Annotated in this window: 13 protein-coding genes; 1 reads left to right on the forward strand and 12 read right to left on the reverse strand. The window is 61.0% G+C overall.

Annotated elements, in window-relative coordinates:
- Positions 1-38: 38 nt before the first annotated feature.
- From FHT87_RS10140 to FHT87_RS10175, 8 genes are all read right to left on the reverse strand, one after another.
- Positions 39-836 carry a lysophospholipid acyltransferase family protein gene (locus FHT87_RS10140; RefSeq protein ID WP_183727933.1) on the reverse strand — a complete coding sequence of 266 codons (798 nt, stop codon included), beginning with the start codon at positions 834-836 and terminating at the stop codon, positions 39-41.
- 27 nt (positions 837-863) lie between these two features.
- Positions 864-1,292, reverse strand: coding sequence for a Fur family transcriptional regulator (locus FHT87_RS10145; RefSeq protein WP_183727935.1), 429 nt, complete (start codon positions 1,290-1,292; stop codon positions 864-866).
- A gap of 34 nt (positions 1,293-1,326) precedes the next feature.
- Positions 1,327-1,827 (reverse strand): N-acetyltransferase, encoded by a 501-nt coding sequence (locus FHT87_RS10150; protein WP_183727937.1) that lies wholly within the window; start codon positions 1,825-1,827, stop codon positions 1,327-1,329.
- Positions 1,824-2,483, reverse strand: a complete 660-nt coding sequence (gene tsaB, locus FHT87_RS10155) for a tRNA (adenosine(37)-N6)-threonylcarbamoyltransferase complex dimerization subunit type 1 TsaB (protein WP_183801509.1) — start codon at positions 2,481-2,483, stop codon at positions 1,824-1,826. The genes FHT87_RS10150 and tsaB overlap by 4 nt, the downstream gene beginning before the upstream one ends.
- Before the next feature lie 88 nt (positions 2,484-2,571).
- Complete coding sequence (locus FHT87_RS10160) at positions 2,572-3,138, reverse strand: NifU family protein (protein ID WP_183727941.1); 567 nt, start codon at positions 3,136-3,138, stop codon at positions 2,572-2,574.
- A gap of 107 nt (positions 3,139-3,245) precedes the next feature.
- Positions 3,246-3,737: a universal stress protein gene (locus tag FHT87_RS10165; protein WP_183727943.1), complete on the reverse strand. Its 492-nt coding sequence runs from the start codon at positions 3,735-3,737 to the stop codon at positions 3,246-3,248.
- A 75-nt stretch (positions 3,738-3,812) separates the two neighbouring features.
- Positions 3,813-4,877 (reverse strand): tryptophan--tRNA ligase, encoded by a 1,065-nt coding sequence (gene trpS / locus FHT87_RS10170; protein ID WP_183727945.1) that lies wholly within the window; start codon positions 4,875-4,877, stop codon positions 3,813-3,815.
- Between the two features lie 91 nt (positions 4,878-4,968).
- On the reverse strand, positions 4,969-5,373 hold the full coding sequence (locus FHT87_RS10175) for a VOC family protein (RefSeq protein ID WP_183727947.1): 405 nt from the start codon (positions 5,371-5,373) through the stop codon (positions 4,969-4,971).
- Positions 5,374-5,559: 186 nt separating this feature from the next.
- Here FHT87_RS10175 and FHT87_RS10180 point away from each other — a divergent pair, with 186 nt between their 5' ends.
- Positions 5,560-5,988, forward strand: coding sequence for a DUF882 domain-containing protein (locus tag FHT87_RS10180; protein WP_183727948.1), 429 nt, complete (start codon positions 5,560-5,562; stop codon positions 5,986-5,988).
- Between the two features lie 21 nt (positions 5,989-6,009).
- Here the strand turns inward: FHT87_RS10180 and murJ are convergent, their stop codons facing one another.
- From murJ to mutS, 4 genes are all read right to left on the reverse strand, one after another.
- Positions 6,010-7,590 (reverse strand): murein biosynthesis integral membrane protein MurJ, encoded by a 1,581-nt coding sequence (gene murJ, locus FHT87_RS10185; RefSeq protein ID WP_183801512.1) that lies wholly within the window; start codon positions 7,588-7,590, stop codon positions 6,010-6,012.
- Positions 7,587-10,478 (reverse strand): [protein-PII] uridylyltransferase, encoded by a 2,892-nt coding sequence (locus FHT87_RS10190; RefSeq protein WP_183801515.1) that lies wholly within the window; start codon positions 10,476-10,478, stop codon positions 7,587-7,589. Before FHT87_RS10190 ends, murJ begins: the two co-directional genes overlap by 4 nt.
- 114 nt (positions 10,479-10,592) lie before the next feature.
- A complete protein-coding gene (locus FHT87_RS10195; RefSeq protein ID WP_183727955.1) occupies positions 10,593-10,868 on the reverse strand; it encodes a hypothetical protein in 276 nt (91 codons plus the stop codon).
- A gap of 12 nt (positions 10,869-10,880) precedes the next feature.
- Positions 10,881-13,607: a DNA mismatch repair protein MutS gene (gene mutS / locus FHT87_RS10200; RefSeq protein ID WP_183801518.1), complete on the reverse strand. Its 2,727-nt coding sequence runs from the start codon at positions 13,605-13,607 to the stop codon at positions 10,881-10,883.
- Positions 13,608-13,657: the final 50 nt, after the last annotated feature.

The following is a 13,657-nucleotide window of genomic DNA, read 5'->3' on the forward strand; positions in this document are numbered from 1 at the left end:
TTAGTGGTTTTTGACGCGCGAGAAAAGGGACTCTCGCCTCAGGCGATGTCGCGGCCGCGCAGACTGCTGTTCAACAGGTTGCGGATGCGGGCGGAGATCGTCGTGCTGACCGCCTTCCGATTGGTCTTCTCGCCATATTCGACCGCCTCGCCAAAGGAAACTTCGACGTCGATCGCCCCGCATTTCAGGATGTCGCTGAGATGTGGCAGAAGCTCGATATCGCCGGGCCAGGCCGCAAGCGGACGATGGTAGCGGCCCATGGCGATACCATGGACCTGCGTATAGGCGATCGACACTGGCTGGACCATAACCATGCCGGTGGGGGAGTGGGGCACCGCCATGGCAGCCGCGCCGAAGAGCGACGATTTGACCTCCAGCAGGCGATTGCCGTCGGAGGTCGTTCCCTCGGGAAACAGCACGACGATTTCGCCGTCTGCCATGCGGCCGGCGATCTCGCTCGCCTGATCGCCGGTGCGGCGTTTTTCCTCTCGCACCACGAAGACGCTCTTCTGCAGCTTGGCGAGGGTGCCGAAGATCGGCCAGTCGCGCACCTCGATCTTGGCGATGAAGGCGACGTCGGCAATGGCCGACATGACCATGATGTCCATCCACGAGGAGTGGTTCGAGCAGAGCATCAGCGGACGGCGGCTCTCAAGCGTGCCGCGCACGCGAATCCGGATGCCGAGACAATAGCAGACGATGCGATGCCAGCGCCGGGGCAGTGTGCGGCGCAGCTTCCAGTCAAAATAAAGCGCCAGGACCTGCAGCGGCATGAGCAGAATGCTCGCGACAATGATGACGGTAAGCGCGAAGGTAATGCGCAGCCAGACGATCAAATGCGGCGCTCCCGGACTGCCATCCTATCAGATTTCGTCTTTCTTCAGCGGGATGCCGTACAGTTCCAGCCGATGATCCACGAGCTTGAAGCCGTGTTCGCGGGCGATGCGTTCCTGCAATGCCTCGATTTCCGGTGAGCGGAATTCGATGACGACGCCGGTCTTCAGGTCGATCAGGTGATCGTGATGTTCTTCGGGAACCGTCTCGTAGCGGGAGCGGCCGTCACGGAAATCATGCCGGGCGATGATGCCGGCATCTTCGAACAGCTTCACCGTACGATAAACCGTCGAGATCGAAATCTTGGCGTCGACCTTCACGGACCGGCGGTAAAGCTCTTCGACGTCAGGATGATCTTCGGAGTCCTCGAGAATGCGCGCGATCACGCGGCGCTGCTCCGTCATGCGCATGCCGCGTTCAGCGCAAAGCTCCTCAAGGGTCTTGGCTTCGTCAGTCATGGCTGCCTTCTCGTTATTCCTGTCGAGAAGGGAACTACCGAAGAACGCGCTTCATGACAAGCGCCGTGGAGGTAGCCCCATTGGCGTCCTTATAATAGCCCTTGCGTTCGCCCGCCTGCTCGAAGCCGAGCTTGCGATAGAGGCCAAGGGCGGCGGTATTGCCGTTGTCGACTTCCAGGAACATGTTCTCGCCGCCGCGAAGACGCGCCTCGCGCATGGCGGCCTGCATCAGCCGCCAGCCGAGGCCGCAGCGAGCAACCTTTGCCTGCACGGCAACGGTCAGGATTTCGGCCTCGCCCGCCACCTGGCGCGCAAGGACGAAGCCCGGCAGAGTCTTTTTCAAAATGGCATTGGTCTGGCGGGCGACGAAGCCGAAGACGGTGTTCTGCGAAAGCAGGCTGTGGAATTCGCCGTCACCCCAAGGGCGCGCGAAGCGCTCACCATGCAGCACGGAAACATCGAGGCAATCCTCCGGCTCCATGGCGACGATTTCGAATTCCGGCTTCAGCGTCAGATAGGCTTCCAGCATTGTCATACTCTTGCAATCGCGTACCCGGCCTGTGGTTTGGCATCGGGTCCGCGCAGATAAAGGGGTTTCGGCTTTCCGGAATTCGGGCTCGCGGCCGCACCGAGGCGTGCCACGATGGAGATCGGGAAGGAGTTGACCTGCTCGCCTGCCACATCGGGCTTCAGGAGTGGTGTCGCCGAACCGGTGATCTCACCGTCGAAGTCGGCGGCAAAGGCCTTGGCCTCCGATACGCTCACCGCACGCGCCTCGTCGAGCGGCGTGCCGTCGGCTGCGAAGGACTGGAGATAGATTTCATCCCGCTTGGCATCGATTGCCGCAAGCACGGGCCGGCCCGGCATCTTTTCGCGCTGGGCAGCCGCCATGACTTCGAGTGTCGTGATACCGACGGCTGGCACATTGAGGGAAAGTGCAAAACCGCGGGCTGCAGCAACGCCGACGCGGATACCGGTGAAGGAACCGGGTCCTATGGTGACGGCGAGGCGGTCGACATCCGAGAGCGTGACGCCCGCCTGATCCAGCGCGCGGTCGACGATACCCATCAGATGTTCAGCATGCCCCTTGCCGATCATGTCCGATGCCTCCCCCAGCACCGTATTCCTGCCGCTGTCATAAATAGCGGCAGCGCAATCTACACCTGCCGTGTCGAGCGCCAGAACGATCATGCCATCAATTTCCGAATAAACTATTGTCGCCTATCCATAAATCCGTCTGGCCGAACCGGATATGAACAGCCGGACGCACCAGAGATTTTTAAGCGGCAATCACTTCCTGCACTTCCGGAACGAAATGGCGCAGCAGGTTCTGGACGCCATGTTTCAGCGTTGCCGTCGAAGACGGGCAGCCGGAGCAGGAGCCCTTCATGTTCAGATAGACCTTGCCGTCCTTGAAGCCACGGAAGGTGATGTCGCCGCCATCCTGGGCAACGGCCGGACGCACTCGGGTCTCCAGCAGTTCCTTGATGGTAAGCACGATCGATTCATCGCCTTCGTCGAAGAATTCATCGCCCGCATCGACATCTTCCGAAAGGATGGAAGCGTCGCCCATGACCGGTTTGCCGGACATGAAATGCTCCATGATCGAGCCGAGAATAGCCGGCTTCAGGTGCTGCCACTCGGCATTGTCCTTGGAGACGGAGATGAAATCATAGCCGAAATAGACGCCGATCACTCCCGGAATTTCGAAGAGACGGGCAGCGAGCGGTGAAGCTTGCGCCTCATCGGCATTGCGGAATTCGGCCGTGCCGTTTTCCATCACGACCTTGCCAGGAAGGAACTTCTGCGTGGCTGGGTTCGGCGTGGCTTCGGTCTGAATGAACATTTCGCTCTCCATACGGCGGGCCGTGACCTCTGCCGTCTTTAGAATTCTTCAAAAGAAAATAAGCCTATTGTCCGGCCGATTCAAGAGACTGATACTCAAGAAATGGCTTAACAGAGAGCGTCGATTTCCTCGTTGGTCAGCGTATCGGGAAGCACGGTGACCGGAATGGGAAAGGCCGCTCCACGCCCCGCGACGGACGAAACCAGCGGTCCCGGTCCTTCCTTGGCGGAGCCCGCGGCAAGCACGAGGATGGCGACGTCCCGGTCTTCCTCGATGACAGCATTGATCTGCTCGGCCGAATTGCCCTCGCGGATCACGATCTCAGGCTCGATGCCGATCGTCTCGCGCACGATCTGTGCGATCTTTGCGACGGTGGCTTCCGCCTCGTCGCGGGCTTCCGCCCGCATGATCTCCTCGACGCCGAGCCATTGCTGGAAATCGCCTTCCGGGATCACGTAGAGAAGGACGAGGCCGCCATTGGAATTCTTGGCGCGCCGCCCGGCATAATGGACGGCGCGTTGGCATTCGGGTGTCCCATCGATCACCGCCATGAATTTGCGGCGATGACCTTCGAGCCGTGAGAGTCGCTTTGATACCATGGTGCCGACTCTGACACCTGTGACCGAAAATTTGCAAGCCCCCGTTTTGCACGGGAGCTCTGCATGTCGATGGGATTAGTAGAGGAAGCCGACGATTTCGCGAAGTTCGCGCATCGTCACGTCGGCGCGTGCTCGCGCGCGTTCATTGCCGTTGCGCAGAATCGCATCGATATGGCTCGTATCGCTCATCAGGCGGCGCATTTCGCCCGTTATCGGCGACAGCACCTGGACAGCGAGATCGATCAGCGCCGGCTTGAAGACGGAGAACTGCTGGCCGCCAAATTCGGCGAGGACCTGTTCCCTCGTCTTGTCGGCGAGTGCGGCATAGATCGAAACGAGGTTTTCAGCCTCCGGCCGGTTTTCGAGACCGGCCACTTCGCTCGGCAAGCCATCCGGGTCGGTCTTGGCCTTGCGGATCTTCCTGGAGATCGCATCCTCGTCGTCCATCAGGTTGATGCGCGAAAGGTCCGACGGATCGGACTTCGACATCTTCTTCGTACCATCACGCAGCGACATGACGCGCGGCGCCGGCCCGCCGATCAGCGGTTCGACCATCGGGAAATAAGCATGCACCGGCTCATCGCCGACGGTGATGTCGATCCCGTAATTCGTCTTGCGGATATGCGAAGCGTAATCGAGATTGAACTTCATCGCGATGTCGCGCGTCAGCTCGAGGTGCTGCTTCTGGTCCTCGCCGACGGGCACATGCGTGGCGCGGTAGACGAGAATGTCGGCGGCCATCAGGCTCGGATAGGCGTAGAGGCCGAGCGAAGCCTGCTCACGGTCCTTGCCGGCCTTGTCCTTGAACTGCGTCATGCGGTTCATCCAGCCGAGGCGAGCGACACAATTGAAAATCCAGGCGAGTTCGGCGTGCTGCGGTACGGCGGACTGATTGAAGACGATATGCTTTTCAGCGTCGATGCCGGAAGCGATGAAGGCGGCTGCGATCGAGCGCGTCTGCGACAGCATGTCATCATGGACGAGCTGTGCGGTCAGCGCATGCAGGTCGACAACGCAGTAGATGCAGTCGTTGCCGTCCTGGAGCTGCACGAAGCGACGGATCGCGCCGAGATAGTTGCCGAGATGCAGATTGCCCGTCGGCTGAACGCCGGAGAATACGAGCTTCTTGAATTCACCCATGATGCTGTCCTCGATTAGGCTGGTGGAGGGCCTCAGGGCCAAAGGCCCATGTTGCTAACGCGGGCGCTTATGCACGGGCGCCCGGCCGCAATCAAGAGGCCGCGGGCGCGGCCTGTTGAATGAGATCGAAGGTGTTGCCGTAAGGATCCGAAAAGACGGCCACGGTACCGTAAACCTCATGTCGCGGCTCCTCCAGAAAGCGCACGCCGGCATCAAGCATCGCTGCGTGATCGCGCGCAAAATCGTCGGTCTTGAGGAAGAAGCCGACACGCCCGCCGGTTTGATTTCCGACGGCGGCTTGCTGTGCTTCATTTGCCGCCTGCGCCAGCAGAAAGGCGGCGCCATCCCCGCCCTTTGGCTTGACGACGACCCAGCGCTTGCCTTCCGGCTGTACTTCATCCTGAAGGCATTCGAAGCCGAGGGCCTCACAATAGAAGGCTTTGGCGCGGTCATAATCGTCGACGACGAGGGTGACGAGGAACAGAGATTGGATCATGGGATCTCCAGATTCGGAAGTTTATTCCATTTGTTTGCAGAAAAATGCCCAGTTTTACGCCAAATTGATCAGTATGTTTAGCTAGAATTGAGTATAAAATTTCACAGAAAAGCTTTCTTTGAACTGAAAATCCTCTCGCCGGGCTGGCGGCCCAAGGGGCCGTCGGGATAACCGATCGGAGGGACCATGCAGAACGCCAGTTTGCTCGCCATGGCAGGCCTTTTCGCCCTACAATCAGCAACCACAGCCGTCGGTCAAGACAATCGACGGCAGACCAGCCAACTTCCCAAACACGAGACGCGCATTGCTTACACGGTGCAGACCGTCAGTGTTCGCGCCAGCTGTTTTCCGGCGCGATTGCGGGCGGTTTTGTCGCATATCGCGGCAAAGACCGGACGCCGCCCGATGATAACGTCGGGCTTCCGGCCGCATCCCCGCCGCCACGGCTCCCTGCATGGAAAGTGCATGGCAGCCGATATCAGGATTCCCGGACTGTCGGAGCGAACGATCATCGCGGCCGCAAAAACCGCGCCCGGGATAGGTGGGATCGGCAGCTACTGCAACGGCATCATCCATGTCGATGTCGGGCCGCAGCGACGCTGGGTCGATTGCTAGAACCAGGAAAGGCTGCAGACCTTAGGCGTCCTTCGCCGATGCCGGTTTGCGATTGAGGTTGCGCCGGATCATGCCGAGGTCTGCTCCGCCGATCAGGAAGGCGGTCGCAAAATAGACGACCATAGAAATCGCGATCAGCAGGCCAAGCGTGCCGACCTTGCTCAGAAGCGGCGCCCCCGAGGCAAGCCAGGGCGCCCAGTACTGCTTGAGATAGATGATGACGGCGCCCATGACGGCAGCGGCGACGACCAGCAGCGCTGCGCGTTTGGCCAGCGCCCATTCCCAAGTCAGATGGCCGCGGCGCAGAAGCGTGGTGAAGAGCAGCACGGTGCTGATCCAGCCGGCCGTGGCTTCGGCGACTGCGATGCCCGGCGCGCCCATGTAGGGGAACAGCGTCAGCGCCGTGGCGCAGTTGGTCGCCACCGCGATTGCTGAAAAACGCATCGGCGTCTTGGTGTCTTCGCGGGCATAAAAGCCCGGCTGCAGCGCCTTGATCAGCACGAAAGCCGGCAAGCCGATGCCGTAGATCGCCAGGATCGAGCCGACGATCAGGGTGTTTTCCTGATCGAAGGCCCCGCGCTCATAGAGGACGCGAATAATCTCGTCGGAGAGGATCCACAGCGCGAATGCAGCTGGGATCGTCAGGAACAGCACGAATTCGATCGAGCGGTTCTGCAAAAAGGCAGCCTCGCGCAACGCGCCGCCCTTAAGCGCGCGGGCAAGCTCCGGCAGCAGTACCACACCGACGGCGATGCCGACGACGCCGAGCGGAAGCTGGTAGATGCGATCGGCATATTGCAGGGCGGCAATCGCGCCTTCGCGGGAGGAGGCGATTGCCTGTCCGATGAGCTGGTTGATCTGCGTGATGCCGCCGGTCACGGCCGCCGGAACCGCAAGGATCAGCAGCCGCTTGACGTTCGGCGTCATCTTTGGGAAGCGGAAGCCGATGCTCATGCCGGCATGCAGCACGCCGACATAGACGACGACAAGCTGCAGGACACCGGCGACCAGTACGCCCCAGGAGAGATACCAGGCAGTCGCCAACGGTTCGGCGCCGGTATAAAGCGCATAAAAGAGCGCACCGATCATCACGACGTTGAGGAAGATAGGCGCGACGGCAGCGGCGAAGAAGTGATGCAGCGAATTCAGCATGCCGCTCATCATCGCCGTCAGCGACATGCACATGAGATAGGGAAACATCACCGCGGCCATGCGAATGGTGATACCGAACTTCTCGGGATCATCAGCAAAGCCCGGCGCGATGACGAAGCGCACCAGCAGCGGCATGGAAAGCTCCATCACGATGGTGATGAGCAGCAGCACGGAAAAGAGAACGCCGAAGACTTCTTCCGAAAAGCGCTTGGCACCGTCAGTGCCGTTCGCCTCGATCTCCTTGGCGAAGAGCGGCACGAAGGCGGCGTTGAAGGCGCCTTCGGCAAACAGCCGGCGGAAGAGATTCGGGAAACGGAAGGCGGCATAGAAGACGTCAGCCATCGGCCCGGTGCCGAGAGCAGCTGCCATCAGCGTTTCGCGGGCAAAACCAAAGATGCGGCTGCCGAGCGTGGCGCCGCCGACGGTGGCGAATTTCTTGACGAGGCTCATGCGGGGGGACCGGCTTTCTTTTCGGCTGATGTAGCGGGAGGCGCGATGATGCCGGAAGGCATACGCTCGCGCAGTTCGTCCTGCTCCTCGGCCATGACCGCTTTCATACGGGCAGTGATATTCGCGCGCTTGCTGTCGCCGGAAATCTTCTGACCGACGAGATCGGTAACGTAGAATGTATCGATGACCTTTTCACCGAAAGTGGTGATGCGCGCGGATTGGATATCGAGCGATAGATCGGATAGCACCGCTGTCATTTCCGAGAGCAGGCCCGGCCGGTCGAGGCATTCCACCTCGATGACCGTGAACTTGTTCGACAGGCTGTTGGTGATCGTCACCGACGGCGGAATGATGAAGGCCTTGCTCTTCTTGCGGTTCTTCGCGCGGGTCGCGATCACCTCGGGCAGGCGCTTGCGGCCGGAAAGCACGTCTTCGATCATCCTGCCGATCGTGGCGGCACGACGAAGCTCGTCCTCGTCGTTCGGAAACTCGCGACTGACATGGATTGTATCGAGAGCGCGGCCATCCGAAGTCGTGAAGATCTGCGCGTCGACGATGTTGGCGCCGGCTGCCGCGCAAGCACCGGCAATGACGGCAAGCAGGCGGGGATGGTCGGGCGAAAGAACGGTGATTTCGGTAATGGCATGGAAACTGTCGGTGCGCACCGAGGTCGCCAGCGCCTGACCGGCCTTGTCCGCCTGGCGGATGAAATGCGCATGGCGGATCTGGTCTTCCAGCGGTACGGAGAGCAGGTAGGGCTGGTAGTGCAGTTTGGCGTAGGTGCGGCGGTCCTTCTGGCTCCAGTCGGACAGCGCCGCATAGAGCGCCTCGGCCGCAGCCTGGGCACGCTCCTTGCGCGACACCTCGGAGAAACCGCCGGCAAGCAGCAGTTCAGTTTCGTAATAGAGCGTGCGCAGCAACTGGCCCTTCCAGCCGTTCCAGACGCCCGGACCGACGGCGCGGATGTCGCAGATCGTCAGGATCATCAGCATCTTCAGCCGATCCAAGGACTGAACGCGATCGGCGAAGTCGGTGATCGTCTTGCGGTCCGTCAGGTCGCGCGTCTGGGCGACCATCGACATGGTCAGATGTTCCTCGATCAGCCAGACGACGATCTCGGTCTGCTTCTGCGACAGGCCGAAACGGGCGCAAAGCTTGCGGGCGACGCGGGCGCCGGCAATCGAATGGTCCTCCTGCCGGCCCTTGGCGATATCGTGCAGCAAGACCGCGACATAGAGCGCCTCGCGGTCCTCGATATGCGGCATGAGCTTGTTGGCGAGCGGATGCAGTTCCTCCGCCTTGCCCTTGTCGATCTCCGACAGCACATCGATCGCGCGGATCAGGTGCTCGTCGACAGTATAGTGGTGATACATATTGAACTGCATCATCGCGACGATCTTGCCGAATTCGGGAATGAAGCGGCCAAGCACGCCGGCCTCGTTCATGCGCCGCAGGATCAGCGCCGGATCGTGCTTGGAAGTCAGGATCGACAGGAACAGCCGGTTGGCTTCGTCGTTTTCGCGCAGATCGTTGTTGACGAGGCCGAGCGAACGCGTGACGCGTTTCAGCGCATCGGGATGGAATTCGAGCCCGTTGATATCGGCGACATGGAACAGCCGGATAATGCTGACCGGATCGCGCTTGAAGACATCGGGATTGGCGAGCGCGATACGGCCGCGATCTTCCACGAACTCGACGCTGCCGGGGATCTTGCGGTTGCGGTGGGTAAAGCGGCTGATGACGCCGGTCAGGCCGGGGATCGACTTCGCCTGCTGGTCTTCAAGTGCTGCGCAAAGGATGCGCGTCAGATCGCCCACGTCTTTGGCGACCAGGAAATAGTGCTTCATGAAGCGCTCGACGGCCGAGAGGCCGGGGCGCGAATGATAGCCGAGAGCCTCGGCGATCTCGCGCTGGATATCGAAGGAAAGACGCTCCTCGGCCTTTCCGGTGAGGAAGTGCATGTGGCAGCGCACGGCCCAGAGAAAATCGTCGGCCTTTTCCAGCAGCCGGTATTCCTGCTTCGACAGCACGCCGAGCGGCACAAGATCGGCCGGGTCGCGGACGTGATAATAATATTTCGAAATCCAGAAGAGCGTGTGCAGGTCGCGAAGGCCGCCTTTGCCCTCCTTGACGTTCGGCTCGACGAGGTATCGCGTGTCGCCCGCTTTGCGATGGCGCTCGTCGCGTTCGGCGAGCTTGGCGGCAATGAATTCCGGTCCGGTGCCGGTGACGATTTCCTTGTCGAAGCGGGCTTCCAGTTCGGTCTCCAGCGACTTCAGCCCGCAGATGTAGCGCATTTCCAGAATGGCGGTGCGGATCGTCATGTCGGATTTGGAAAGCGCGATGCATTCCTCGACGGTGCGGGTCGCATGCCCGACCTTGAAGCCCATGTCCCACAGCATATAGAGCATGAACTCGACGGCCTTGTGCGTCTCTTCCGCCGGCTTCGGCAGGAAGAGGAAGAGCAGGTCGATATCGGAGCCCGGCGCCAGCGTGTCGCGCCCATAGCCGCCGACAGCGGTCACCGCAAACTTGTCCTTCTGCTTCGGGAAGACATGCTCGGTGGCGAAATTGTAGAGAATGGCGATGATCTGGTCCTGCAGCCAGGAAATGCGGTGGGCGCAATCAAGCCCGCCGCCCTGGGCGTCGAGCAGGTCACGCACCTTCTGGCGCCCTTCTACGCTCGCCTTCTTCAAAACGGCAAGAAGATCGTTGCGCAGCACGTCGGGACGATTGCGGTTGGCTTCGGCAATGGCGTCGCATTGCCCCTGCAGCAGTTCCACATCGAGGATTTCTGAGAAATCGATGTCGTGCATCCCCATCGGCCGAGCGGTTGCCTCTTCGGTCCGGGCCGCTTGCTCGTGGCGTGCCTCTGATTTCGTCTGCATGCGCTATTGCCTCTTTGCCCGCCTGATGACACAGGCGTTCATATTGCATGAACCCTTAAATTTGGCGAAATGGTGTTGGCAAGCCGTCGGCGAGGGACGCTTTGCCGCAAGTTCTCAGGCTGAGCCCTGTGCCAGCAGCGTATTGAGAACTTGCCGGGTCTCGCTCATGATGCCGTTAAGCGTCGCCTTGTCACATTCGCGGTATCCAGCGTCAATGATTGCACCGCTGAGTTCGCCGATGACAAGGCACGAGCCGGTAATCTTCGCCATGCCGATCGGCGTGTTCCAGCCGCGCGCCTCAAGATTACCATCCGATTGTTTCATGATTTCGAGCATCGAGACGATGACGGAGAGGCGCTGCGTTTCCTGAAGCAGTTTTTCCATGAACACGGGGGGCTGCTCCTACTTCATCTTCTTTTTAAGGTCGTAAAGCGCATCGAGCGCCTCGCGCGGTGTCATGTCGTCGAGGCTCATTGTCCTCAGCGCCTCCTCCACCTTGGAAGGCCCGCGTGGTGTCTCTTCGCGGCGCACGGCCACCTGGAAGAGCGGCAGGTCATCGATCAACTGGCTCGTCGGATTCTTGCGATCGGCATCTTCAAGGCGCGTCAATACATCGCGTGCTCTGGCCACGACCGAAGCCGGCAGGCCGGCAAGCCGCGCGACCTGAATGCCGTAGGACCGGTCGGCCGCACCTGGACCGACTTCATGCAGGAAGATGACGTCGCCGTCCCATTCCTTCACCCGCATTGTTGCGTTCGATAGCCGGGCAAGTTTTTCAGAGAGCACCGTCAGCTCGTGGAAATGCGTGGCAAAGAGCCCACGGCAGCGGTTGGCTTCGTGCAGATGCTCGACGGCGGCCCAGGCGATGGAAAGGCCGTCGAAGGTCGCAGTACCGCGGCCGATCTCGTCGAGAATGACCAGGGAACGATCGGTTGCCTGGTTGAGGATTGCAGCCGTCTCGACCATTTCCACCATGAAGGTGGAACGCCCGCGCGCCAGATCGTCGGATGCGCCGACGCGCGAAAACAGCCGGTCGACGATGCCGATATGCGCTGACGTTGCCGGCACGAAGGAACCCATCTGGGCGAGAATCGAGATCAGCGCGTTCTGCCGCAGGAAGGTGGACTTACCGCCCATATTCGGGCCGGTCAGCAGCCAGATGGCGCCATCCTTGCCGTCGGAGACAGGCGACAGATCGCAGTTATTGGCGACGAAAGGGCCGATGGACTGACGCCGCAGGGCCTGTTCGACAACAGGGTGGCGCCCGCCCTCGATGGCAAACATCTTCGATCCGTCGACCAGTGGCCGGCAATAGGCCTGCTCTTCGGCAAGCAATGCCAGACCTGCCGCAACATCGATAACGGCCAGCGCCCGGGCACCGACTTTGATCGCTTCCGCTTCGGCGACAGTCGCTTCGGTCATCCGATCGAAGGCTTCAAGCTCGATCTGCAGTGCGCGGTCGGCGGCATTGGCGATGCGGCTCTCGAGATCGGCCAGCTCCGTCGTCGTGAAGCGCATGGCATTCGCCATCGTCTGACGATGGATGAAGCGGGCCTTCGCCTCTGATGTATCTGTCATCGGTCCGGCATTGCCGGCAGTGACCTCGATGAAGTAACCGAGGATATTGTTGTGCTTGATCTTCAGCGACTTGATGCCGGTCTCGTCGGCATATTGCAGCTGCAGGCCGGCAATGACCCGGCGCGACTGGTCGCGCAGCGCCCGAACCTCGTCGAGGTCGGCATTCGCGCCGTCGCGCAGGAAGCCGCCATCGCGTTTCAGGAGCGGCAGTTCCTCGGCGAGGTTTTCCGCGAGCAAGGTTTCGAGGCCTGATGGCAGTGCCTGCAGCCCCTTGCGCGCCCGCTCCAATTCTTCCGGCAGCATCGCGCTTCCCAGTAAACCGGCGATATGCGCGGCAGCGCCGAGCCCCTGACGAATGGCCCAGAGATCGCGGGGGCCGCCGCGGTCGAGTGCCAGGCGGGAGAGCGCTCGCGGCATATCGGGCACATGTTTCAGCGCATCGCGCAGCTCGCCGCAGAGCGACGGTTCCTGCATCAGGAAGCCGATCGAATCAAGCCGCTCATTGACGCGGATGGGATCTGTCAGCGGCGACATCAGCCGTTCGGCCAGCAGCCGCGCTCCGCCGCCGGTGGTCGTCCGGTCGATCGCCTTGAGCAGCGCGCCGTTGCGATCGCCGGACAGCGTGCGCACAAGCTCGAGATTGGCGCGCGTGGCCGGATCGATGAACAGCGTCGAAGCGCCGCTCTCCCGTTCCGGCCGTCCGAGCGGCGGCCGCTCGGCGATCTGCGTCTTCTCGACATACGCGACGGCAGCTGCGGCTGCGGCAAGCTCGGCGCGCGAAAAACTGCCGAAGCCATCAAGCGTCGAAACATCGAAATAGCGCGCTATGCGGGTCTCCGCCGTCGCGCTGTCGAAAAGCACAGCCGGCTGTGGAACGGCCGTGCGGCCGAGCACGTCGAAGACCGATTTCAGCTCGCCGTCATAAAAGATCGTATCCGGCACGATGAGTTCGCGCGGATCGATACGCAGGATATCGGCAAGCAGCCGCGAAGCATCCGTCTCCGCCACCCGGAAAACGCCGGTGGAAATATCGATCCAGGCGAGCGCCAGCACAGGCTCGGAAGAGCCGCGAATGCGCGACAGCGTCATCAGATAATTCGATTCCGAGGGAGAAAGCAGCTTCTCCTCGGTAATGGTGCCTGGTGTGACCAAGCGAATGACGTCGCGCTTGACGACCGATTTCGAGCCGCGCTTCTTGGCTTCCGCCGGGTCTTCCACCTGCTCGCAGACAGCAACGCGAAAGCCGAGCGCGATCAGTTTCTGCAGGTAATCGTCGGCCGCATGCACAGGCACGCCGCACATCGCAATGTCCTGCCCCATATGCTGGCCGCGCTTGGTCAGCGTGATTCCGAGCGCGCGCGAAGCCTCGAGCGCATCCTCGAAGAACAGCTCGTAAAAATCGCCCATGCGATAGAAGAGCAGCGAATCCGGATTATTCGCCTTGATCTCTATATACTGTTCCATCATCGGCGTCGCCGAGGCGCGGCTTTCCTCAGTCGCAAGCTCGGCTGCCGAGAAGGCTTCGTTTCTGCTGTCTATTCGTGCGTTCACGGAGGTGCAGTTTTTCCCAAAAAAACAGGTGCCAACCCTATCCGCGCGCC

The sequence above is a fragment of the Rhizobium sp. BK316 genome (genome assembly GCF_014193695.1).
Taxonomy (GTDB): domain Bacteria; phylum Pseudomonadota; class Alphaproteobacteria; order Rhizobiales; family Rhizobiaceae; genus Rhizobium.